We start from the raw sequence: 20,644 nt of genomic DNA, 5'->3' as shown, positions 1-20,644 counted from the left end.
CTGGGGAGGTGTCTGGGGGAGGTGTCTTGGGGGGGGGAAGTGCCCGGTCAGCCCTTCAGACCGGTCATGGTGATGCCTTCGACGAAGCGCTTCTGCGCGAGCAGGAAAGCGACGACGAGCGGAAGCGTGATGATGAGGGTCGCGGCCATCAGCGCGCCGTAGTCGTCGCCGGCCTCGGCCGAGCGGAAGAACAGGAGGCCGAGCGGCGGGGTCGCATAGCGCCCGTCGGTGACGACGATCAGCGGCCAGAACAGGTCGTTCCAGTGCGCGACGACCGAGAAGATCGCAAACGCGGTCACCGCCGGCCAGGCATTGGGCACGACGACGCGCAGAAGGATCGACACCTCCGACATGCCATCGAGGCGCGCGGCATCGATCAGATCGTTGGGCAGCGCGCGGAAGAACTGCAGGAACAGGAAGATCGCGAACACCGAGATGGTGAACGGGGCAACCAGCGCCGTGTAGCTGTTCAGCATCGAGAGCTCGCCGAAGGCGAGATAGATCGGCAGCGCGGTGGCGTGGATCGGCACGAGGAGGCCGAGCATCACCAGCGCCATCATCGGTTTCAGCCCGCGGAAGCGCAGCTTGGCCATGGCGTAGGCGCAAGGGAGCGCCACCGCGACCTGGAAGAACAGGATCAGGCCGCAGACGAGGACGCCGTTGAACAGCAGCGTTCCCATCGGCACCCGGCCGAGCGCCTTGGCGATGTTGGCGCCGTAGGACCAGGTCTCGGGGATGAGGTTGAGCGAGGAGGAGAAGATTTCCGCGCGCGACTTGCCGGCGACGGAGACCATCCAGATGTAGGGCGCGAGCATCACGATGGCGCCGAGCGACAGCAGCGACAGGCGCAAGGCCCGGCCGGCGGAGAGGCTGCGGGCGATCATGTGTAGTGCACCCGGCGGTCGAGGACGCGGTACTGGATCATCATCAGGACGACCAGGATGGCGAGGAAGATCACCGTCATCGCCGAGGCGTAGCCGACCCGGAGGTAGACGAAGCCCTCCTGGTAGATGGTGAAGAGCAGCACCTCGGAGGCCTTGTTCGGCCCGCCCTCGGTCAGCGTCTTCACCGTCTCGAACACCTTGACCGAGTTGATGACGCTGATGGTCGCGACGAACAGCGTCGTCGGCCCGAGCATCGGCCAGGTGACGAGGCGAAAACGCTCCCAGGCGGTGCGGGCGCCGTCGACCTCGGCCGCTGCATAGAGATCGCGCGGGATGGCGGTGAGGCCGGCGAGAAACAGTACCATGTTGAAGCCGATGGTCTGCCAGATGCCGATGAGGGCAAGGCTGACCAGCACCGTGCTGCTCGACCCCAGCCAGTTCGGCCCGGCGATCCCGAGGGTCGCGAGCATCGCGTTCACCGGGCCGATGGTCGGGTGCAGCAAATACTGCCAGACGGTTGCCATGGCGACGAGCAGCGAGGCGACGGGCAGGAAGTAGACCGTGCGGAAGAACGCCTTTCCGCGCGTCTCCGCCTCGATCAGCAAGGCGACGCCGAGGCCGAGCGCGATCGAGACCGGGGTGACGATGAGCGAATAGACCACGGTGTTCGAGAGCGAGGTGCGGAAGGTGCGGTCGCCCCAGAGCTCGGCATAGTTCTCGAAGCCGACAAAGCGAAAGCTGCCATAGCCGAGCTCGAAGTCGGTGAGGCTGAGAACCACAACCGCGATCGTCGGCAGGATGACGAAGAGGCCGAGGAGGATCAGCGCGGGCGAGGCCAGGAGTAGCGCCTTGCGCTCGTCGCTGGCGGCCTTGCGCACCGGTCGGACGGCGGCGGGGTTGAAGACCAGCGCCTCAGACATGCGCCGCCTCCGGGCGACGGGCGGCCGCGGGTTGGCGGATGCGCTGGCCGTCGGGGGCGAAGATCAGCACGTTGGCGGGCTCGAAGCCGAGCGCGACGCGCTGGCCGGGCGCGATGCCCGCAGCCTCTATCGGGCTCAGCTTGGCGACGGAAGCTTCCGTCGCGCCATCCGGGCGGGCGAAGACGAGGACTTCCGAGCCCAGGAACTCCAGTCGCTCGACCACGGCATCGAGGGTATTGGTGCCCGGCCTCCGCAGGCGCAGGAATTCCGGGCGGATGCCGAGGGTGATGGCGGTGCCCGGCAGCATGCCGCGCACGCCGATCAACGCGACGTCGCCGCTGCGGGCGAAGCCGCCGGTATCGACGGTGGCCGAGATGAGGTTGATGCGGGGGCTGCCGACGAAGCGGGCGACATCGAGATGCGCCGGATCCTCGTAGATCGCCTGCGGCGAGGCGAGCTGCAGCAGATGCCCGCCGATCATCACCGCGACGCGGTCGGCCATCGACAGCGCCTCGGCCTGGTCGTGCGTGACGTAGATCGTCGGCACGCCGGCGCGGCGGTGGAGATCGACGATCTCGCCGCGGGCGTGGACGCGAAGGTTCGCGTCGAGGTTCGACAGCGGCTCGTCCATCAGGAACACCGCCGGCCGCCGCACCAGGGCGCGCGCCAGTGCCACGCGCTGGCGCTGGCCGCCGGACATCTGGCCGGGCTTGCGGTCGAGAAGGTGTTCGATCTGCAGGGTCACCGCCGTCTCGCGCACGCGGCTCTTGATGCCGGCCGAAATCGTCCGCGTGCCGGGCAGCAGGCGGCCGAGCACCGGCAGGCGCTGGCGGGTGTTGAGGTCGCGCATCGCCAGCGGCACGGCGATGTTCTCGCCGGCGGTGAGGTGCGGGTAGAGCGCGTAGGACTGGAACACCATGGCGACGTTGCGGTCGGCCGGGCCCGCCTCGGTGACGTCGCGACCACCGATCGAGATCTGCCCGGCATCGGCCTGGTCGAGCCCGGCGATGATGCGCAGCAAGGTCGACTTGCCGCAGCCGGACGGGCCGACGAGGGCGATGAACTCGCCGGGCTCGGCGGTGATCGAAATGTCCTTCAGGATGGCGTTGCCGCCGAAGGACTTGCAGATGTTGCGGATGGCGAAGGCGGTCATTGCGCCGCCTCGGGCACATCCTTCGGCACCGCCCACGGGTAGACCTCGTGGATGACGTCGTCGATCGCGTAGCGGGTGAGGCCGGGCACCGCGACGACCTCGCTGACGAGGTGGTCGCCGAGCGTATGGACGACGGCGCCGAGCATGCGCTCGCCCGGCATCTCGCGCTCCAGCCCGTCGACGACGAAGGCCGAGGACGGCGCCCAGACCAGCGCCATGTCGCCGAGCGCACCGGCCCAGCTCCAGTGAATGTGGCCGCTGGCAAACAGCGCCACGTCCTGTCCGGCGAAGAGATCGAGCAGGCGCTGGCGGCTGGCGGGGTCGATGCCCCAATAGCCGGTATCGCCCTCGCTCGGCCGGTCGATGAACAGCGGCTTGTGCGAGAACACCGCGATGCGGCGGCCAGCGCGGCTGGCGAGCGTCTCGGCCAGCCAGTCGAAATGCGCCGCCTCCTCCACGCTGCCATGGCCGAACAGCAGGGCGTCGAGGCCAATGAGGCGCCAGTCGCCGTGGTCCTCGGCGAAATGATCAGGGCCGACGCAGTCGTTCCAGCGGGCGAGGCGCGCGGCGTCGACCGGCTGGCGCGAGCCGGCGAGATGGCCGACATCATGGTTGCCCGGCAGGACCCGCACCGGCGCCGGCAGCTGGCGCATCAGGTCCATCGAGTAGGTGAGGTCGGCCGCGTGGTCCGCGCCGTCGACCGACAGATCCCCGGTGTGGATGACGAGATCGGGGCGGACGGACTGGATCCACTCCGCCAGCGGCTCCCAGTTCCGGTTGAAATGCGGCTTGGACGGGCTGAGATGGGTGTCGGTGATCTGGACGATTTTCATGATGGCCGGGCGCTTTCAGTCGGTCGGACGGACCGGCTTGCCCAATGGCAAGAGAAGTCGCCGATCCCTGCGGCCTGTTAGCAAGACGCGATGTCACTTTGACAACGGACCCACTCAGCCGGCGCTCAGTTTCGTCATGGAAGTTTCATGTTGGGCGGCGGCGTCGCCGCGCGGCGCTGTGCCCGGCGGTGGCCGGGAGGGCAAACCGAGGCGTTGTGGCGAGCCTAGACGGCTCGGGCGAACTTGACCGCGCTGCGCTCGGATTCCAGCCGCAGCTGGAACTCCGCCTTCTGCTGCTTCCAGCCGTCGACCCAGCTGCGAAACGCCGGGGTTCCCGGCGCATGCGGACACTGGTCCCGCTCCATGCCGCGGTTGAAGGCTCTCGCCCCTTCGCGTCTGCGATTGTCGTCCATCACCACCTCCCTCAACGTTGAGGCCCGCATGCTGGACCTGCCAACCTGCGCGGAGCTTTCCTGGCGATCAGGGCCGACGACGGTCGGCGCCTCCGGCACCGCGCCGCTACTCCTCCGGCTCGGCGATGAACATCAGCGGAAAGCCGGCGGCCCTTCCGGCCTCGCTGGCCTGCGAGGCCTTCGTCTCGGCGACATCCTGCGGATAGACCGAGACGACGCAGCTGCCCTTCTGGTGGGCGGTGATCATCACCTTGCTCGCCTCGTCGTCGCTGAGCCGGAACTCGCCCTTGAGGACGCGGACGACAAACTCGCGCGGGGTGTAGTCGTCGTTGAGGAGAAGGACCTTGTAGAGGCGCGGGCGCTCGACCTTTTCCTTGGTGACGGTACGGGGTTTCAGGTCGCTGTCGGGCATCTCGGGACTCCGGATCTTTCGCGGCCAACGACGGCGGACGCTATCGCGCGAGGATGCGCCGATGCGGGCGAAGGCCTTGGGAGCTATGTAGGGAATGGCGGCCGGACAGCCAGTGCGCCGCAGCGCCTGCGGTTTGCCCCGGCACCGCAAGGCTGCAACCTCGCCAGACGCTAACGCACAGTGGCAGAGCGGCACTGGTATCCCAGTTGAAACCCGGCTAGAGCAACCTGCGATTGGGTGGCAACACCCGGTCGAAGAACGATGCTCTCGATCTAACAAGGTAGAGCGTCCTTTGTGCATCCTTCCGGACGCACGGCGCTCCAGGGCTCTGCGTCCGCAATAAATGGCATCAGCACCGTGATCATCGAAGACGATACGCCCCTGGCCGAAACCGCGTCGGTGGCGGAGGACAGGTTCGGTGCCTTTCGCAACGGGCAATACCTGCGCTACTGGCTGTCCCGGCTCGCCGCGTCGTTCGCGGTGCAGATCGTCGCCGTCTCGGTCGGCTGGCAGATCTACGATCTCACCCGCAACCCGCTGGATCTCGGCCTCGTCGGGCTCTGCCAGTTCCTGCCGGCGCTGCTGCTCGTGCTCGTCACCGGCGCGGTCGCCGATCGCTACAGCCGGCGGATGATCATGGGCCTCGCGATCGCCGTCGAGGCCCTCGGCGCGCTCGCCCTTCTGGTAATGACCTACGAGGGTCTTTCCTCGCCGCTGCCGGTGTTCGCGGTGCTCGTGGTCTTCGGCATCGCCCGGGCGTTCTTCGGGCCGTCCAGCCAGGCGCTGGTGGTCAACATCGTCTCGCGTGCCGAACTGCCGAGCGCCATCGCCTGGAACTCCTCGGCTTGGCAGATCGCCTCGATCGTTGGCCCCGTCGCCGGCGGCCTGCTCTACGGCTTCTCGCCGCATGTCGCCTACAGCGTCGCGCTGGTGCTGTTCCTCCTCGCCAGCGGGCTCGTCCTGTCGATGCGGCGCCTGGCGGCGCGGACGCGCAACGAACCGGCAACGCTCTCGACCATCGTCGCCGGCTTCCGCTACATCTGGCACGAGAAGGTGGTGCTCGGCGCGATCTCGCTCGATCTCTTCGCCGTGCTGCTCGGCGGCGCGGTGGCGCTGATGCCGATCTATGCCCGCGACGTCCTCGAGGTCGGCCCCTGGGGCCTCGGCATGCTGCGCGCGGCGCCCGGGATCGGGGCGATCCTCACCGTCCTCTACCTCACGCGCCATCCGGTCCGGAACAATGCGGGCGTCGTGATGTTCGCCTTCGTCGCGCTGTTCGGCGTCTTCACCATGCTGTTCGGCCTCTCGACCGCCCCCTGGCTGTCGATCCTGGCGCTGGCGCTGATGGGCTCGGCCGACATGATCAGCGTCTACATCCGCGAAACCTTGCTGCAGCTCTGGACGCCGGACGAGGTGCGCGGACGTGTCAGCGCCGTCAACATGGTGTTCGTCGGCGCCTCGAACGAACTCGGCGAATTCCGCGCCGGCGTCATGGCCTTCTGGATCGGCGCGGTGCCGGCGGTGGTGCTGGGCGGCGCGGCGACGGTCGGCGTCGCCGCCGTCTGGGCCGCGCTGTTCCCAGGCCTCCGAAAGGCGAAGGACTTGCAGGAGCGGGTCTGAGCGACATGCGGCTGGGCGACACGCTTGTATCGGCGACGTCCGGTTAGCGCCCGTCAGTCCTCGACTGGCTCACCAAGAATGCAGCCGAGGAACTGTTCGAGCCAGCGCTTCACCGGCGCATCGTAGAGTGCCCGCCCATCGAAATGCGCACGCCGGAGCTGGGCGCCGGGCAGAAGAGTGCGCTCGTGCCCGTGCGTCGTCCAGCGGTAGAGCATGGCCAGAGTCAGCTCGGCGTGGAACTGCACGCCATAGGCATGGTCGCCATAGCGGAAGGCCTGGTTGCGGAAGCGCTCACCGGTGGCAAGCAGCGTCGCCGAGCGCGGCAGGTCGAAACCCTCGCGGTGCCACTGGTAGACCATGTCGGGCCAGTGCGGCATCAGCATCCGGCCCTCGGTGGTCGACTGGAGGGGGTAGTATCCGACCTCGACAAGGCCGTCGGGATGCGGCGCGACGGTACCACCGAGATGTTTCGACAGCATCTGAGCGCCGAGGCAGATGCCGAGGAAAGGCCGGTTTTCCCGCAGCGGCACGTCGATCCAGTCGATCTCCTGGCGCAAATGCGGCTCGGCATCGTTGGCGCTCGGCGGCCCGCCGAACACGATGGCGCCGCGGTGATCGTCGAGGCTCTCCGGCAGAAGGTCGCCGATCACCGGGCGGCGGATGTCGAGGCGGATGCCGTGCGCGGTCAGGACCTGCCCGACACGGCCAGGCGTCGACGTCTCCTGGTGCAAGACCACCAGCACCGGACGTTCGTCCGCGGCACCGTCGAGGCGGTAGCGGCGGGGCTCGCTCGCCGCATCACTGCCGCCCGAGGTCTCGGTATCCTGCATCAAAAGCTCGGCCATGCCGTCAGTCCGCAACTCCGCTGTGCGCCGCGGCTTGGCGCTTCATCAGCATGCGGTCCCGCGTCGAGACGCCCAGGAGTTCCGCCACGCGCCAGATCGTGTTGTCCTCAAGCTCATGCACCTCGCCGTCGGCATAGGTGATTTCCCAGAGCAGCTCGATGAAATGCACCCGCCGGGCCTCGTCGAGCGACTTCATGAGGACGTTGGTGAAACGGAAGAGATCTACGGCGTCCTGGTCGGCCTCGCGGCCCGCCTCCAGCACGCGAAGGGTCTCGTTCTCGTCGAGCCCGAACTCGGCGGCGAGCAATTCCTTCAGCCGCGACAGCTCGGCCTCCGTGATCGTTCCGTCGGCCTCGCCGACATGGAACAGGAGGGCTGCCGCTGCGACACGCGGGTCGTCGCCGGCCATTCCGCCAGAGCCGGCATGGTCGCTTCCGATCGACTTCAGAAAGTCGCGAAACGCCTCGAACATTCCCGTATCCCCATCACCGGCCGGAGGCGGCCTGTCGCCGTGCCGCCCCCCTCCTGTCTACAGCGGCGCGGCGCGTCGACCAACGCCAAGATTGCATGGCTCAGAACAGCTTGAACTTCTGCTCGGCCGGCGTCTCGCCGGGCGCACGGTTGGCGTTGGCGGCGTCCGAGCCCGGCAAGGCCTCGTGCACACCCTGTTCGGACGACGTACCGTGCATCGTCGCATTGGGGGGCGCGATGCCGGCGTTTGCGCCTGTGCTGCTCATCGGCGGCATCTCGGTCGCCGCAGTTTGGTCGGTCGCCGCGGTCCGGTCGGAGAGCATCGACGATGCCGATCCTTGCGAGGGGGCCTCGTCGAGCAGCATGGACTCGGCGTCGGTCTCGATCACCGCGCCGTCCTGGCCGATGCGCTGGGCCGGCACCTTCCAGCGGAAGGCATCGAGCCGTCCGGTGACCGGAGAGACCGGTGCCCAGTTTTCCGACACGAAACCATCGGCCGTCCAGGCAGGATCGCGCGGCGCGCGGATCGCACGTCCAAGCCATTCCCGCACGCGGCCTTCCGACCCGGTTTCGGCCTCCTCGATATCGGCGAGGAGGAGATAGACACCTTCGCGCTGGACCATGCGGCTGGCCGCCATCGCCTCTTCGCGCGCCAGCGTGAAGTCGCGGCAGTCGAGCGCCGCCTGGGCGACGACCAGCGAGGATTCGACGTGGTTGGGGCGCAGCTGCTGCAGCGTCTTCGCCCGCTTCAGGCGGTCGGTGACGCTGTCGCCCGGGCGGGCCTGGACGTAGGCCGCGGCGATGTGGGGATGCGGCTCCTCCGTCCACGCCTTTTCCAGCACCTTGCTGCCACGCTTGACGTCGCCGAGGCGGAACAGTGCCCGCGCCGCGGTGATCGCTGCAGGCGTCAGGTCGGGCGCGAGCTTCTGCGCCTCGAGTGCCGCGAGCTTCGAGCCGGCCGGGTCGCGGTCGGCGATCGCCATCGCCTGGGCGGTGAGCAGCACGGCACGCAGACGCGTCGATTCCTTGCGCTCGATCAGACGCGCGTTCTTCTGCGCCTCGAGGATCGCCAGCGCGCCCTCGAAGTCGCCCTCGATGGACTTCGCCTCCAGCACGGCACCGCCGGCCCAAGGAACATGCGGCGCGATCCGCACCGCGCGTTCGGCATAGCCGCGGGCGGCAGCGTCGTCGCCGAGGCGCTCGGCCTCGAGGAACAGGCCGCGCAGCGCCAGCAGCCGGGTCTCCGGCTCCTTCTCCATGGTCTCGAAGGCCGAGCGGGCGCGGGCGTGGTCGCCCTCGATCATCGCCGTCTGCGCATCGAGGAAGCGCACCAGCGGCTCGCGGCGGTTGGCCAGGAACTTCTCGCTGCGCTTGGTCATCCGCCGTGCCAGCACGGCGTCGCCGGCGCCGGCCGCGACGATGCCCGCCGACAGGGCGCTGTAGCCCTTGTCCCGGCGCCGCGTGCCGAAGAAGCGGCCGAGGCGCTTCGGCGCCTTGAGGAAGCCGGTCAGCAGCCAGAGCACCAGGCAGACCAGCGCGATCAGCACCAGTTCGATGACGATGAAGGTGGTGACGCCGAGCGAGATGTTGTCGCTTCCGGCCGGCAGAACGCCCGGCCAGACCAGCGAGATCTCGCCGGGGTGGTCCTGCAGCCAGCCGAAGCCGAGTGCCAGTGCGAGAACGAGGAGGAGAAAGGCGAGAATGCGCAGCATGTCAGTTCCTCACCCGGCCGTTCCAGCGGGCGTGGCCGCCTTGACTGCATTTCCCAAGGTCTCGCCGACGATCGCTTCCGTCTGCGCCCGCGCGGAGACCCGCGTCTGATAGTCCCGGCTGACGTCCTTGGCCGCCTGCGGCAGCGTCTCCCAGGCGTCGATCCAGGCCTGGAACTTTCCGTTGGCGATGGCGTCCGCCATCCGAGCGACGGTCGCTTCCGGTCCGGTCGCCCCGGCCGACGGCGCACCGCTCGGACGCGCCGTGATCAGGCCGCCAAGGCCGGACAGCAGCTGATCGCTGACGCTGGCATCGGGATCGGCCGGGTTGAGCGCGTCCATCAGCCGGGACTCGACGTCCGGCCAGGCGACGGCGAGCGACTGCGCCGACGGCACGCCCTCGGCCGCGAAGCCGCGCAGCGTCTCGATCGCCGGCTGGGCGCCGGCAGCCCCTGCGAATGCCTCGAGCTCGCCCATGAACGGCCCACCGCGATCGATCGCCGCCTTCAGGCTGGCGGCCGCGATGGCGACGGCGGCCTGCTTGTTGCCCGACTCGATCGCCGCGAGGCGCTTGTCAAAGGCGTTGATGCTCTCGGTGCCGGTATTGGCGCTGCTCTGGGCGGCGCTCGCGGCCTGCTGGGCGGTCGCTGCCGCCTGCTGCGCCGTCTGGGCGGCCAGCTGCGCGGTCTCGGCGATCTGGCGGGCGCCTTCCGCCGTGGTCTTCGACTGGCCGGCGACTTCGCTCGCCTGCTGGGCGGCCTGGCGGACCGCCTCTGCCGCGGCCTTGGCGGCCTCCGCCGCTTCCCTCGCGCCATCGGCGGTCTGCTGGGCTGCGTTGGCGGCCTCGCCGTTGACGGTGGATGTCGCCGCGCGGGCCTCGCCGCGCTGCTCGATGGCGGTGACCCTGTCGGTCAGCGCGACGAGATCGGACTGCGAGGCGCCGGCGCCGGTCCCGCCGGCCGCCTGCGCGGAGCGAAGCTGCTCGACCTCGGCCTTGATGGCGGTGACGTCGGTGGTCACCTGCTGGACGTCGCCGGTGCGCGCGTACTGGCCGGTGTTGGGATCGACCGGCGTCTGGCCGACGCTCGGCAGCACGCCGGCATACTGCAGCAGGCCGGCGCCGGCGAGCGCCAGCGCGGCGCCGAGCAACGCGGAGCCGAAGGACGAGCCGACGCTGCCCTTGGACTCAGGCAGCGACGAGGTCCTCGTATAATCATGCGACGGCGGCGGCGGGCCGGCCGGCGGTTCTGTACCGTCGGCATGGTTGACGAAGTCGGGCTCGGCCGCCGCGAGAATGGTCTCGTCGAACTCCGTCCGGTTCGGCGTGCCGCGAAGGCTCTCCTCCTCGGCAAAGCTTTCGGCCGCAGATTTTTCGGAGACCGCCGGGGTGCTGCCGTCGGCGCGCTCGCCGCCGTCGCCGAGAACGGCGAGGTTCTCGGTCAGCGCGTCGCCGTCGTTGGCAGCCAAGGCTCCGGGTGCCACGACGCCGTCGTCATAGAAGGCAGCGCCATCGGCGGCGGTGTCCGCGGAGACCGGGCCGGGATAGCCGACCGCCGGCAGGACCCTCGCCTCGAGATCGATCGTCTGGGCCGGCTTCTTCGGCCGCGCACGGCGCGGAGGATTGCTCATCGAAAGAGACTCCGTTTTCCAATCTAGGCAGGCAACTGGCGGACGAGCGGAGCAAAAGCTCCAGGTTCATTCGTTGGCCAGTTCCCGCCCCGGCGCAAGCACCGTTGGCAAGTTAGGTTAGAGATCACGTTCGAACAGCACCGGAAGGCTCGACGTGGCAGAAATCTCCGCGGCGCCCTGCAGTTCCATCGGCAGCGCGCGCGCGATCCGGGCGGAAAGACAAAGCAGCCGCGGCGGCGGCCGAAACGACTCCGGCTGGTCGCGGACGAGCCCGGCATAGCCCTCCGCCTGACCGACCGACAGCACGAGGACGATGTCCGGCGCTTTTCCCGCAAGGACCGTTGCGATCTCATTAAGGCCCGGATGCAGCGGCTTTGTGTCATAGGTCTCGACCACCAGAAAGGACATGCCGAGCGCGGTCAAGCGGTCTTCGAGGCCGGACGTGCGAACCCTGCCGGCGGCGTAGAGCAGCGGCAGGCCGGTGCGCGCCGCCAGCGGCCGGGCGGCATCGGCGAGCGCCGCGCCATCGCCATCTCCGACGGTGACGTCGGCAAAGCCCGCCTCGCTCAGCGCCGCGCCGGTCCGCGCCCCTACCGCCAGCACCGGCAGCGCCGTCAGCTGCGGCTGGCGCGCGAGCGCCGGCACCGCATTGGCGCTGGTCACCAGGAGCGCGGCAAAGCGGCCGTCCGGCAGCGGCGTCTCCAGCGTCTCGATCGCCTGCAGCGGCAGCAGCAACGGCACGTGACCGCGCGCGGCGAGCGCTGCGCCGGTCGATGCCGCCTCCGCTGCGGCCCGCAGCACCAGCACCCGCGCCATGGCCTAGACGCCCGCGCCCCAGCCGTCGAAGAAGCCGGGGCCGGCGGCATCGAGGAGCCGGCGGGCCAGCGCCCGGCCGAGCGCTGCCGCCTCGGCCGGGATGCCGTCCGTCTTGCCCTCGTGCATCTGTCCGCCATCGGGCTTCAGGATCATGCCGTGCAAGGTCAACCGTCCCGCGGACACCGTCGCATGGGCGGCGATCGGCGTGCGGCAGGAACCGTCGAGCTCGGCGAGGAAGGCGCGTTCGGTTGTGAGCGCGATGGTGGTGTCGGGATCGCCGATCGCCTGGACCAGACGGTCGACGTCGCCGTCGCCGATGCGGCTCTCGATGCAGATCGCGCCCTGGCCGGGCGCCGGCGGAAAGGCGGTGGCGTCGAGCAGCTCGGTGACGGTGTCGCCCATGCCCATGCGGTTCAGGCCGGCGAGCGCCAGCAGCGTCGCGTCGACTTCGCCGGCCTCGAGCTTGCGCAGCCGGGTCTGCACGTTGCCGCGCAGGATGACGATCTTGAGATCCGGCCGCAGCCGCTTCAGGAGCGCCTGCCGGCGGAGCGACGCCGAGCCGACCACGGCCCCCTCGGGCAGTTCCGCAATGGTCGGCGCGGTGCGGCCGATGAAGGCGTCGCGCACGTCCTCGCGCGGCAGGAAGGCGGAGATGTAGAGGCCGGCGGGGATCGCGGTGGCCATGTCCTTCGACGAATGCACCGCGAGATCGATCCGGCCGTCCAGCAGCGCCTCCTCGATCTCCTTGGTGAACAGGCCCTTGCCGCCGACCTCCGACAGCGGCCGGTCGAGGATGCGGTCGCCGGAGGTGGAGATCACCTGGATCTCGAAAGCCTCCTCGGCCAGCCCGTGCGCCACCATCAGCCGCGCCCGCACTTCGCTCGCCTGGGCCAGCGCCAGCTGGCTGCCGCGCGTGCCGATCCGGACTCTCGTCATCTCGTTCCCCTGTCTCGTCCGATCTGGCTTTCTGCCTGTCATAAGGGATCGCCGGCCCCGGGGGCAACGCGCGGCGGTTTTTCTGCCGCCACCTTTGACATTTCGATGCGGTCAAGGCGATGGAAGGCGCACCTTCGCCTTCGTGAACAGAGGGAAGGCACACCCCGCGCCGGCGGGAAGACTGGAGACCGCGTGCCCTTGCGACCGACATCCCTCATCCTCGGCATCGAGACCAGCTGCGACGAGACCGCCGCGAGCGTCGTCGGCCGCGATGCGGCGGGCGCGCCCGTCATCCTCTCGAACGTCGTCTTGGGCCAGGTCGAGGAGCACGCGGCCTTCGGCGGCGTGGTGCCGGAGATCGCCGCCCGCGCCCATGTCGAGGCGATCGACGGCATCGTCGCCGCGGCGCTGGCCGACGCCGACGTCGCGCTCGCGGACCTTTCGGCCGTCGCCGCGACGCTCGGTCCCGGCCTGATCGGCGGGCTGATCGTCGGCGCGATGACCGGCAAGGCGCTCGCCGCCGCTAGCGGCCTCGCCTTCATCGGCGTCAACCACCTCGAAGGCCACGCCCTGACGCCGCGGCTGACCGATGGCGTCGCCTATCCCTATCTGATGCTGCTGGTCTCCGGCGGCCACACGCAGATCCTGCTGGTCCGCGGCCTCGGCGACTACGCGCGCTGGGGCACGACGATCGACGATGCGCTGGGCGAAGCCTTCGACAAGACGGCGAAACTGCTCGGCCTGCCCAATCCCGGCGGCCCGCACGTCGAGGCGATGGCCGCGCGAGGCGACCCCAAGCGTTTCGCCTTGCCGCGGCCGATGCGCGGCGAGAAGCGCCTCGACTTCTCCTTCTCCGGCCTCAAGACCGCCGTCCGCCAGGCCGCGCAGGCGGCGATGCCGCTCGGCGAACAGGATGTCGCCGACCTCTGTGCCGGTTTCCAGCGCGCCGCCGCCGAGAGCCTTGCCGACCGCGTCGGCCGGGCGCTCGCCCGCTTTCGCGACGAATTTCCGGCGCTCGCCGATCCCGTGCTGGCCGTCGCCGGCGGGGTCGCCGCCAATGCCGAGATCCGCGCGACTTTGAACAGCGCCGCGGAGAAGGCCGGCGTGCGCCTCGTCGCGCCGCCGCTGAAGCTCTGCGGCGACAATGCCGCGATGATCGCCTATGCCGGGCTCGAGCGCTTCGAGGCCGGTCTCCTCGACGACATGGCGGCCCCCGTGCGCTCGCGCTGGCCGCTCGACGGCAATGCCGCGCCGCTGATCGGCTTCGGCCGCCGCGGGGCGAAGGCATGAGCGGCCAGATCGCCGTCCTCGGCGGCGGCGCCTGGGGCACGGCGCTGGCCGCGCTCGAGGCCCGCGCCGGCCGGCCGACCGTGCTCTACGCCCGCGACCCCGGCACCGTCGCGGAAATCCGCAACACCGGGCGCAACGAGGGCTATCTTCCCGGCATCGCGCTTCCCGAGACCCTTTCCGTCACCGCCGATCTCGGCGAGGCGCTGGGAAGCGCCGACCTCGTGCTCGTCGTCGTCCCCGCGCAGAACCTTAGCGCCCTCGGGCCGGACCTTGCGCGCCATCTCGTCCGCGGCACGCCGGTGGTGCTCTGCGCGAAAGGTATCGAGCGGGCGACCGGCGCCTTCGCCTCCGCCGTCCTCGCCCGTCACCTGCCGGCCGAGACCCTCGGCGTCCTCTCAGGGCCGAGCTTTGCCGCAGACGTCGCCCGCGGCTTGCCCACCGCCGTGACCATCGCCGCCACCGACCCTGGCCTCGCCGACGACCTCGCGCGCCGCCTGTCGACCGAGACGTTCCGCGGCTATGCCGCGACCGACGTGCTGGGCGTCGAGGCCGGCGGCGCGTTGAAGAACATCCTCGCCATCGCCGCCGGCATGGTGGCCGGCAACGGGCTCGGCGCTTCGGCGGGCGCGGCCATCGTCACCCGCGGCTTCGTCGAGCTGCGCCGGCTCGGCGAGGCGCTCGGCGCCCAGCCGGAGACGCTGATGGGCCTTTCCGGCCTCGGCGACCTCGTCCTCACCTGCTCCGGCAGCCAGTCCAGAAACTTCGCCTATGGCGCGGCGCTCGGCCGCGGCGACGACCTTAAGGGCCTGAAACTTGCCGAGGGCGTCCACTCCGCCGGGATCGCCGCCCGCCTCGCCGAGGAGCGCGGCATCGACGCGCCGATCATCTTCACCGTCGCCGCCATCCTCAGCGGGTCGATGACGGTGGAGGACGCCGTGCGCGATCTCCTCGCCCGTCCGCTGAAGCGCGAATTGGGTTGATTCCGCCCGGCCGCCGGCTAGGTTGCCGCCACTCTCCGCCTTGAAAGGATCCCCATGCTGTTCGCCATCTTCTGCGAGGACAAGCCCGGCGCGCTGCCGCTGCGCCTCGAAAACCGCCCCGCGCATCTCGAATTCCTCACCGGCCTCGGCGACACGCTGAAGCTCGCCGGCCCCTTCCTCGGCGACGACGACAAGCCGGTCGGCTCGATGCTGGTGGTCGATGCAGAGAATGCCGACGGCGCCAAGACGATCGCCGCCGGGGACCCCTATGCCAAGGCCGGCGTCTTCGCGTCGACCACGGTCCGCCGCTGGAACTGGACCGTCAAGAACCCGGAAGCCTGAGCCGTGGCATTCTGGCTGTTCAAGTCTGAGCCGGTGAAATGGTCCTGGGACATGCAGAAGAAGGCCGGCGCAAAGGGCCAGGAATGGGACGGGGTGCGCAACTACCAGGCGCGCAACTTCATGCGGACGATGAAGAAGGGCGAACGCGGCTTCTTTTACCATTCCAACGACGGCAAGGAGATCGTCGGCATCGTCGCGGTGCTCCACGAGATCCATCCCGATTCCACCGCCGACAATCCGGCCTGGGAATGCGTCGACCTCGTCGCCGTGACCGATGTGCCGAAGCCGGTTGGGCTCGACGTGATCAAGGCCGACCCGCGGCTGAAGGACATGGTGCTCGCCACCAACTCCCGCCTCTCGGTGCAGCCGGTGACGGAAGAGGAGTTCAAGACACTCTGCGAGATGGGCGGCGTCGATCTCGAAAAGGCGCTTCGCTGAGCATGGAACCCACGGGTCGCTCGGAACATTGCAAGAACACACAACCCATGGAGTGTTCACATGAGCGATGCCAAGACCGATACCGGCCAGTCCAATACCGAGAAGGACCCGGACGACTGGACCACCGGCGACGAGCCGATGACCGGCGCCCAGGGCTCCTACCTCAAGACCCTCTGCGAGGAGACCGGCGAGACCTTCAACGACAAGCTGACCAAGGGCGACGCGTCGAAAATGATCGACGAGCTGCAGGGCCGCAGCAAGCGTCTCAAGGAAGGCTGACCGCGGCAGGGCCGGCATGATGCCGCCCGCCCCGAACCGATGCCCGGGCGCCTGACGCCCGGGCGGGCCCGCGCCTTCATCCTGGATAATACCGATATCCTCCGACCGCCGCACGTGCCCGAGATCGCGCTTCGCCTTGCGACGGAGGCGCACGATCTCTGGCTGCGAACGGAGGGCGAGCTGGAAGCGATCGGCTTGCCGCCGCCTTACTGGGCTTTCGCCTGGGCCGGCGGACAAGCCCTTGCGCGATACGTGCTCGATCACTCCGAAGAAATCCGCGGCCGGACCGTGCTGGATTTCGCGTCCGGCTCGGGCCTCGTCGCCATCGCCGCCGCAAAGGCCGGCGCCGCAAAGGTGACAGCCGCCGACATCGACCCGTTCTGCCGCGAGGCCATCCTCCTCAATGCCGAGCTGAACGAGGTCCACCTCGCCGTCGTCATCGACGATCTCGTCGATAGGAGTGTGAAAGAGGACGTGCTGCTCGCTGGCGACGTCTTCTTCGACCGGGCTATGGCGGACGCGATCATTCCTTGGTTCGACACCCTTGTGGCCGCCGGCAAGACCGTTCTCGTCGGCGATCCCGGCAGGGCCTACCTGCCGCTGGACAGGCTGGCCCGCCTCGCGACCTACGAGGTCCCGGTCACCCGGGCGCTCGAGGATGCCGAGGTCAAGCGCAGCACCGTCTGGCGGTGGCAGCCGAAAGGCTGACCCTCCGCCAGCGCCGCACCCCACGCTGCATCACCTTCCGCGAACCAAACTCGCCTCACGCCGCCGCGACGAAACTGCCGCGCCGGATGATCTCGACCGGGATCGATTTGGCCGCCGGTACATGGGCTTCTTCCGCGTGGTGCCAGAGCGGCAGCAGCGGGTTGAGCTCGGGATAATAGCCGGCGATCGCCCCCTTCGGCACGGCGAAGGCGTGGACGCGCAGGTCCAGCACGCGGCGGTCGACGCCGTCGTCGGCATGCGTCGCGCAGTCGACGCGGTCGTCGTCCTTCAACCCCAGCCGCTGCATGTCCTCGGCATTCATTAACAGCACCATGCGGGTGCCGCTGATGCCGCGCAGCCGGTCGTCGTAGCCGTAGACCGTGGTGTTGAACTGGTCGTTGGAGCGGACGGTCATCAGGGTGAGGATCGTCTTGCCGTCGACATGGATGTCCGGGTTCACGTCGAGACCGTTCGGGACGAGGAAGTTCGCCTTCTTGGTCTCGGTCTTCCAGACGCGGTTGCACGCCTCGATGTCGCGGTGGAACCCGCCGGGCTGCAGGAAGCGCGCGTTGAAGCCGGTGAAGTCCTTCGGATAGGTCTTCTCGATGGCGTCGCGGATCTTCGAATAATCGCCGACCCACTCGTCCCACGGCACGCTGGAGCGGCCGGCCACCGTCGCCTTGGCGATCTCGGCGACGATCTTCGGCTCCGACAGGAGCTCGGCCGAGGCCGGCGCGCTCCAGCCGATGGAGCCGTGGATGCAGGCGGTGGAATCTTCGACCGAGACGTGCTGCTCGCCCGATGCCTGGACGTCCTTCTCCAGCCGCCCAAGGCAAGGCAGGATGTAGGTCACCTCGCCCGGCAGCAGATGGTTGCGGTTGAGCTTGGTCGAAATCTGCACAGACAGCCGCATCTTGCGCCAGCCGTCCTCGAGCAGCACCGTCTCCGGCGCCGCGCGGGAGAAATTGCCGCCGAGGGCGATAAAGCCGCGCACGCTGCCGTCGAGGATGCCCTTGCACGAGGCCACCGTATCCAGCCCCTTCGTGCGCGGCGGCTCGAAATGATAGAGCTCGGCGAGCTTGTCGAGCGGCACCAGTTCCGGCTTTTCCGAGATGCCGACGGTGCGCTGTCCCTGGACGTTGGAGTGCCCGCGGATCGGCGAGATGCCGGCGCCCGGCTTGCCGATATTGCCGCGCATCAGGAGGAGGTTGCAGAGCATCTGCACGTTCTCGGTGCCGTGCCGGTGCTGGGTCAGGCCCATGCCGTAATTGGCGATGACCGCCTTTGCGGTCGAGTACTGGCGGGCGACATGCTCGAGCTCTTCCTGCGGAATGCCGGAGCAGCGGACGATCTCGTCCCATCCGGTCGCCCGGACGAAAGCCTCGAATTCCGCAAAGCCGTGGCAGTGCTCCTCGATGAAGGCGGTATCCAGAACCCGCGGGCGGCTTGCTGCGATGGCGGCATCGTCGAGCGCCAGTACGCCCTTGGCGATGCCGGTCATCGCCGCCATGTCGCCGCCCGACCGCACCTGGTAGTAGTCGCTCGACATCTTTACGCCCTCGCCGCCCGACAACATTTCCATCGGCGACTGCGGATCCTTGAAGCGCATCAGGCCGCGCTCGTGCAGCGGGTTGAACGTCACCACCGGCACGCCGCGCTGGCGGGCGTCGTGCACCTGGTGGAGAAGCCGCGGCGCGTTGGTGCCGGTGTTGTGGCCGAAGAAGAACATCATGTCGCAGAGCTCGAAGTCCTCGAGCTGCACGGTGCCGACCGGCGAGCCGATCGACTTCGGCAGGCCGACGGACGTCGACTCGTGGCACATGTTGGAGGAGTCCGGCAGGTTGGACGTGCCGTAGATGCGGGCCATCAGCTGCCACATGTACGACGTCTCCAGCGACGCGCGCCCCGAGGCGTAGAACACGACGCTGTCCGGCTCCATCTGCTGCAGCTCGGCGCCGATCTCGCGAAAAGCATCGGCCCATTTGACCGGGATGTACTGGTCGAGCGAGGCGTCGTAGCGCATCGGCGTCGTCAGGCGTCCCTGCTTTTCCAGGTCGTGGTCGGTCCAGTTGCGCAGTTCGCTGACGCGGTGCTTGGCGAAGAAGGCGCGGTCGCAGCGCTTCGACGTCACTTCCCAAACCGTCGCCTTGGCGCCGTTCTCGCAGAATTCGGCCAAATGCGGCTTTTCGGGCTTGGCCCAGGAGCAGGAGACGCAGGCGAACCCGTCCGCCTTGTTCTGCTTGCGCAGCATCTCGGTCATCGTACCGACCGACAGGCCCTCGGCATGGATCTTCTCGAGCACCGACTTCAGCGAACCCCAGCCGCCCGACGGCTTGTCGTAGGCGGAAATGACCGGATTGTTGGTGATTTCGGCGCGTTCCATGGAAAATCTCCCGCAAAGGCGGGCCAGGCCGCCGGCATCGCCAGAGCAACGGGCTCTGTTTGGAGCCGTTCCATCGGCTTTCAGCGCAAAACCGTCAGCCGGGCCCCACGGCGCAGGAACGGCGCCAGCCGCCGCATGTCGGCCGGGGACACCGCGACACAGCCTTCCGTCGGCGCATAGTTCGGCCGGGCGATGTGCAGAAAGATCGCGCTGCCCTTGCCGCGCTGGCGCCGGGTGATGTTCCAGTCGAGCACGACGACGAGATCATAGAGCCGGTCCGCCCGCTGCAGCGTCTCGGTGCTCGCGGGAAACGGCAACCGCACCGGGCAATTATAGGCCGGATGCGTCGGAGCGTCGCACCAGCCGCTGTCGGGGCGGCTGCGGAGTATCGGCAATGCCGGACGGACGCCGGGAAGCCTGCCGGAGCGGACATAGCAGCCGAGCAGTGCCATCGCCGCGACGGGCGTCGCACCATCGCCCTCGCGCTTGAACACCGTCGTTCCCGAGCGGCCGAGCGCACAGGGAAGACGCAAGGCTCCCGCCGAGAGGATGCCCCGGCGCGGGTCGAGCGGCGAGCGGCGGACACGGATATCGGTGCAACGGGTGTTTTTTTGCATGACGTCGCCGAGAAGAACCCTATCTGATGTCACGAATTGTTACCGTCCCGATGCCGTCCGCCGCAACGGGACGGCAGCATAAACCGAGCGAAGGCCATTCATGACCGCACGCAGCATCCTGATCGTCGATGATGACGACGACCTGAGGCAGACCCTCGCCGAGCAGCTGTCGCTGCACGAGGAGTTCACCGTCCTGCAGGAACCGACCGCCGCCAAGGGGATCGCCGCCGCCCGCGCGGGGCTGATCGACCTCGTCTGCATGGATGTCGGTTTGCCCGACATGGACGGCCGCGAGGCGGTGAAGGTGCTGCGCAAGTCCGGCTTCAAGGCGCCGATCATCATCCTCACCGGACAGGACACGGACTCCGACACCATCCTCGGCCTCGAAGCGGGCGCCAACGACTACGTCACCAAGCCTTTCCGTTTCGCGGTTCTGCTCGCCCGCATCCGCGCCCAGCTGCGCCAGCACGAACAGAGCGAGGATGCGACGTTCCAGGTCGGTCCCTACATCTTCAAGCCCAGCCAGAAGGTGCTGCTCGACGATCGCGGCGGCAAGATCCGGCTGACCGAGAAGGAGACGGCGATCATCCGCTATCTCTACCGGGCGGACCGCAAGGTCATCACTCGCGATATCCTGCTCGAGGAGGTCTGGGGCTATAATTCCGGCGTCACCACCCACACGCTGGAGACGCACGTCTATCGCCTGCGCCAGAAGATCGAGCCGGACCCGTCGAATGCCCGGCTGATCGTTACGGAGTCCGGCGGCTACAAGCTGATGCCGTAGCAGCCGGGCCGCCCTCAGGTCGCGTTCGGCCTTTCGGTGATCTGCGTTCAGGCGTCCACATCGCCCCGGTATCGACGTACGGTATTCCTGTATGTTGTGTTGATGGGCTGGGAACGCAGTTTTCCTGAGCAATGTCGATCGATATAGAGTCAGCCTCTCAGGGGCCGCATCGGGTGCGGCTT

22 protein-coding genes are annotated in these 20,644 nt (G+C 68.7%); 8 read left to right on the top strand and 14 right to left on the bottom strand.

Features of this window, described 5'->3' with window-relative positions; genetic code table 11:
- Positions 1–47: 47 nt before the first annotated feature.
- The 6 genes from ACZL02_RS20050 to clpS all read right to left on the bottom strand — a co-directional run bounded on the left by ACZL02_RS20050 (position 48) and on the right by clpS (position 4,615).
- Positions 48–884: a carbohydrate ABC transporter permease gene (locus ACZL02_RS20050; RefSeq protein WP_472940660.1), complete on the bottom strand. Its 837-nt coding sequence runs from the start codon at positions 882–884 to the stop codon at positions 48–50.
- On the bottom strand, positions 881–1,804 hold the full coding sequence (locus ACZL02_RS20045; protein ID WP_472940659.1) for a carbohydrate ABC transporter permease: 924 nt from the start codon (positions 1,802–1,804) through the stop codon (positions 881–883). Before ACZL02_RS20045 ends, ACZL02_RS20050 begins: the two co-directional genes overlap by 4 nt.
- Positions 1,797–2,957, bottom strand: a complete 1,161-nt coding sequence (locus tag ACZL02_RS20040) for an ABC transporter ATP-binding protein (protein ID WP_472940658.1) — start codon at positions 2,955–2,957, stop codon at positions 1,797–1,799. Before ACZL02_RS20040 ends, ACZL02_RS20045 begins: the two co-directional genes overlap by 8 nt.
- A complete protein-coding gene (locus ACZL02_RS20035) occupies positions 2,954–3,790 on the bottom strand; it encodes a metallophosphoesterase family protein (protein WP_472940657.1) in 837 nt (278 codons plus the stop codon). Before ACZL02_RS20035 ends, ACZL02_RS20040 begins: the two co-directional genes overlap by 4 nt.
- A 224-nt stretch (positions 3,791–4,014) precedes the next feature.
- Positions 4,015–4,203 carry an Rmf/CrpP family protein gene (locus tag ACZL02_RS20030; RefSeq protein WP_472940656.1) on the bottom strand — a complete coding sequence of 63 codons (189 nt, stop codon included), beginning with the start codon at positions 4,201–4,203 and terminating at the stop codon, positions 4,015–4,017.
- A gap of 106 nt (positions 4,204–4,309) precedes the next feature.
- Entirely contained in the window at positions 4,310–4,615 is a 306-nt protein-coding gene (gene clpS / locus ACZL02_RS20025; RefSeq protein ID WP_472940655.1) for an ATP-dependent Clp protease adapter ClpS, read from the bottom strand.
- 363 nt (positions 4,616–4,978) lie between these two features.
- Between clpS and ACZL02_RS20020 the strand changes: the two genes are divergently transcribed.
- A complete protein-coding gene (locus tag ACZL02_RS20020) occupies positions 4,979–6,235 on the top strand; it encodes an MFS transporter (RefSeq protein WP_472940801.1) in 1,257 nt (418 codons plus the stop codon).
- 53 nt (positions 6,236–6,288) lie between these two features.
- Here the strand turns inward: ACZL02_RS20020 and ACZL02_RS20015 are convergent, their stop codons facing one another.
- The 6 genes from ACZL02_RS20015 to hemC form a co-directional block, all read right to left on the bottom strand.
- The gene (locus ACZL02_RS20015) at positions 6,289–7,080 is read right to left on the bottom strand and encodes a glutamine amidotransferase (RefSeq protein WP_472940654.1); all 792 of its coding nucleotides are present in this window, start codon (positions 7,078–7,080) and stop codon (positions 6,289–6,291) included.
- Positions 7,081–7,084: 4 nt separating this feature from the next.
- Positions 7,085–7,552: a tellurite resistance TerB family protein gene (locus ACZL02_RS20010; protein ID WP_472940653.1), complete on the bottom strand. Its 468-nt coding sequence runs from the start codon at positions 7,550–7,552 to the stop codon at positions 7,085–7,087.
- 100 nt (positions 7,553–7,652) lie between these two features.
- Complete coding sequence (locus ACZL02_RS20005) at positions 7,653–9,263, bottom strand: heme biosynthesis protein HemY (RefSeq protein ID WP_472940652.1); 1,611 nt, start codon at positions 9,261–9,263, stop codon at positions 7,653–7,655.
- A 9-nt stretch (positions 9,264–9,272) separates the two neighbouring features.
- Positions 9,273–10,889: a COG4223 family protein gene (locus tag ACZL02_RS20000; RefSeq protein WP_472940651.1), complete on the bottom strand. Its 1,617-nt coding sequence runs from the start codon at positions 10,887–10,889 to the stop codon at positions 9,273–9,275.
- A 117-nt stretch (positions 10,890–11,006) separates the two neighbouring features.
- On the bottom strand, positions 11,007–11,705 hold the full coding sequence (locus ACZL02_RS19995; RefSeq protein ID WP_472940650.1) for a uroporphyrinogen-III synthase: 699 nt from the start codon (positions 11,703–11,705) through the stop codon (positions 11,007–11,009).
- A 3-nt stretch (positions 11,706–11,708) separates the two neighbouring features.
- Positions 11,709–12,641, bottom strand: a complete 933-nt coding sequence (gene hemC, locus ACZL02_RS19990) for a hydroxymethylbilane synthase (RefSeq protein WP_472940649.1) — start codon at positions 12,639–12,641, stop codon at positions 11,709–11,711.
- A gap of 198 nt (positions 12,642–12,839) precedes the next feature.
- Here hemC and tsaD point away from each other — a divergent pair, with 198 nt between their 5' ends.
- Genes tsaD through ACZL02_RS19960 form a run of 6 tightly spaced genes read left to right on the top strand, consistent with a single transcriptional unit; the run spans position 12,840 to position 16,678 of the window.
- Positions 12,840–13,931: a tRNA (adenosine(37)-N6)-threonylcarbamoyltransferase complex transferase subunit TsaD gene (gene tsaD / locus ACZL02_RS19985; RefSeq protein ID WP_472940647.1), complete on the top strand. Its 1,092-nt coding sequence runs from the start codon at positions 12,840–12,842 to the stop codon at positions 13,929–13,931.
- Positions 13,928–14,911: an NAD(P)H-dependent glycerol-3-phosphate dehydrogenase gene (locus tag ACZL02_RS19980; protein ID WP_472940646.1), complete on the top strand. Its 984-nt coding sequence runs from the start codon at positions 13,928–13,930 to the stop codon at positions 14,909–14,911. Before tsaD ends, ACZL02_RS19980 begins: the two co-directional genes overlap by 4 nt.
- Before the next feature lie 54 nt (positions 14,912–14,965).
- A complete protein-coding gene (locus ACZL02_RS19975) occupies positions 14,966–15,253 on the top strand; it encodes a YciI family protein (RefSeq protein ID WP_472940645.1) in 288 nt (95 codons plus the stop codon).
- 3 nt (positions 15,254–15,256) lie between these two features.
- Positions 15,257–15,691: an EVE domain-containing protein gene (locus ACZL02_RS19970; protein WP_472940644.1), complete on the top strand. Its 435-nt coding sequence runs from the start codon at positions 15,257–15,259 to the stop codon at positions 15,689–15,691.
- 60 nt (positions 15,692–15,751) lie between these two features.
- Positions 15,752–15,970, top strand: a complete 219-nt coding sequence (locus ACZL02_RS19965) for a DUF3072 domain-containing protein (protein WP_472935442.1) — start codon at positions 15,752–15,754, stop codon at positions 15,968–15,970.
- A gap of 39 nt (positions 15,971–16,009) precedes the next feature.
- A complete protein-coding gene (locus ACZL02_RS19960) occupies positions 16,010–16,678 on the top strand; it encodes a class I SAM-dependent methyltransferase (protein ID WP_472940643.1) in 669 nt (222 codons plus the stop codon).
- A 55-nt stretch (positions 16,679–16,733) separates the two neighbouring features.
- Here ACZL02_RS19960 and ACZL02_RS19955 read toward each other — a convergent pair whose 3' ends face one another.
- The gene (locus ACZL02_RS19955) at positions 16,734–19,061 is read right to left on the bottom strand and encodes an FdhF/YdeP family oxidoreductase (RefSeq protein ID WP_472940642.1); all 2,328 of its coding nucleotides are present in this window, start codon (positions 19,059–19,061) and stop codon (positions 16,734–16,736) included.
- Between the two features lie 80 nt (positions 19,062–19,141).
- Entirely contained in the window at positions 19,142–19,678 is a 537-nt protein-coding gene (locus ACZL02_RS19950; protein WP_472940641.1) for a L,D-transpeptidase family protein, read from the bottom strand.
- A 100-nt stretch (positions 19,679–19,778) separates the two neighbouring features.
- Between ACZL02_RS19950 and ACZL02_RS19945 the strand changes: the two genes are divergently transcribed.
- The gene (locus ACZL02_RS19945; RefSeq protein WP_472935439.1) at positions 19,779–20,462 is read left to right on the top strand and encodes a response regulator transcription factor; all 684 of its coding nucleotides are present in this window, start codon (positions 19,779–19,781) and stop codon (positions 20,460–20,462) included.
- Positions 20,463–20,644 lie beyond the last annotated feature (182 nt).

Source organism: Mesocryomonas fontinalis, assembly GCF_055730125.2.
Note: the sequence above shows the minus strand (reverse complement) of the source record. Positions and strands in the feature narration are given on the sequence as shown.

Bases quoted from the DNA above. Each gene is read 5' to 3' on its own strand.
- ACZL02_RS20015 (WP_472940654.1), bottom strand. From the start codon at position 7,080: ATGGCCGAGCTTTTGATGCAGGATACCGAGACCTCGGGCGGCAGTGAT.
- ACZL02_RS19945 (WP_472935439.1), top strand. From the start codon at position 19,779: ATGACCGCACGCAGCATCCTGATCGTCGATGATGACGACGACCTGAGG.
- hemC (WP_472940649.1), bottom strand. From the start codon at position 12,641: ATGACGAGAGTCCGGATCGGCACGCGCGGCAGCCAGCTGGCGCTGGCC.
- ACZL02_RS19980 (WP_472940646.1), top strand. From the start codon at position 13,928: ATGAGCGGCCAGATCGCCGTCCTCGGCGGCGGCGCCTGGGGCACGGCG.
- ACZL02_RS19975 (WP_472940645.1), top strand. From the start codon at position 14,966: ATGCTGTTCGCCATCTTCTGCGAGGACAAGCCCGGCGCGCTGCCGCTG.
- ACZL02_RS19950 (WP_472940641.1), bottom strand. From the start codon at position 19,678: ATGCAAAAAAACACCCGTTGCACCGATATCCGTGTCCGCCGCTCGCCG.
- ACZL02_RS19955 (WP_472940642.1), bottom strand. From the start codon at position 19,061: ATGGAACGCGCCGAAATCACCAACAATCCGGTCATTTCCGCCTACGAC.
- ACZL02_RS20040 (WP_472940658.1), bottom strand. From the start codon at position 2,957: ATGACCGCCTTCGCCATCCGCAACATCTGCAAGTCCTTCGGCGGCAAC.
- ACZL02_RS20000 (WP_472940651.1), bottom strand. From the start codon at position 10,889: ATGAGCAATCCTCCGCGCCGTGCGCGGCCGAAGAAGCCGGCCCAGACG.
- ACZL02_RS20005 (WP_472940652.1), bottom strand. From the start codon at position 9,263: ATGCTGCGCATTCTCGCCTTTCTCCTCCTCGTTCTCGCACTGGCACTC.
- ACZL02_RS20050 (WP_472940660.1), bottom strand. From the start codon at position 884: ATGATCGCCCGCAGCCTCTCCGCCGGCCGGGCCTTGCGCCTGTCGCTG.
- ACZL02_RS19995 (WP_472940650.1), bottom strand. From the start codon at position 11,705: ATGGCGCGGGTGCTGGTGCTGCGGGCCGCAGCGGAGGCGGCATCGACC.
- ACZL02_RS19960 (WP_472940643.1), top strand. From the start codon at position 16,010: ATGCCCGGGCGCCTGACGCCCGGGCGGGCCCGCGCCTTCATCCTGGAT.
- ACZL02_RS20035 (WP_472940657.1), bottom strand. From the start codon at position 3,790: ATGAAAATCGTCCAGATCACCGACACCCATCTCAGCCCGTCCAAGCCG.
- ACZL02_RS20010 (WP_472940653.1), bottom strand. From the start codon at position 7,552: ATGTTCGAGGCGTTTCGCGACTTTCTGAAGTCGATCGGAAGCGACCAT.
- ACZL02_RS20030 (WP_472940656.1), bottom strand. From the start codon at position 4,203: ATGGACGACAATCGCAGACGCGAAGGGGCGAGAGCCTTCAACCGCGGC.
- ACZL02_RS19965 (WP_472935442.1), top strand. From the start codon at position 15,752: ATGAGCGATGCCAAGACCGATACCGGCCAGTCCAATACCGAGAAGGAC.
- clpS (WP_472940655.1), bottom strand. From the start codon at position 4,615: ATGCCCGACAGCGACCTGAAACCCCGTACCGTCACCAAGGAAAAGGTC.
- ACZL02_RS20045 (WP_472940659.1), bottom strand. From the start codon at position 1,804: ATGTCTGAGGCGCTGGTCTTCAACCCCGCCGCCGTCCGACCGGTGCGC.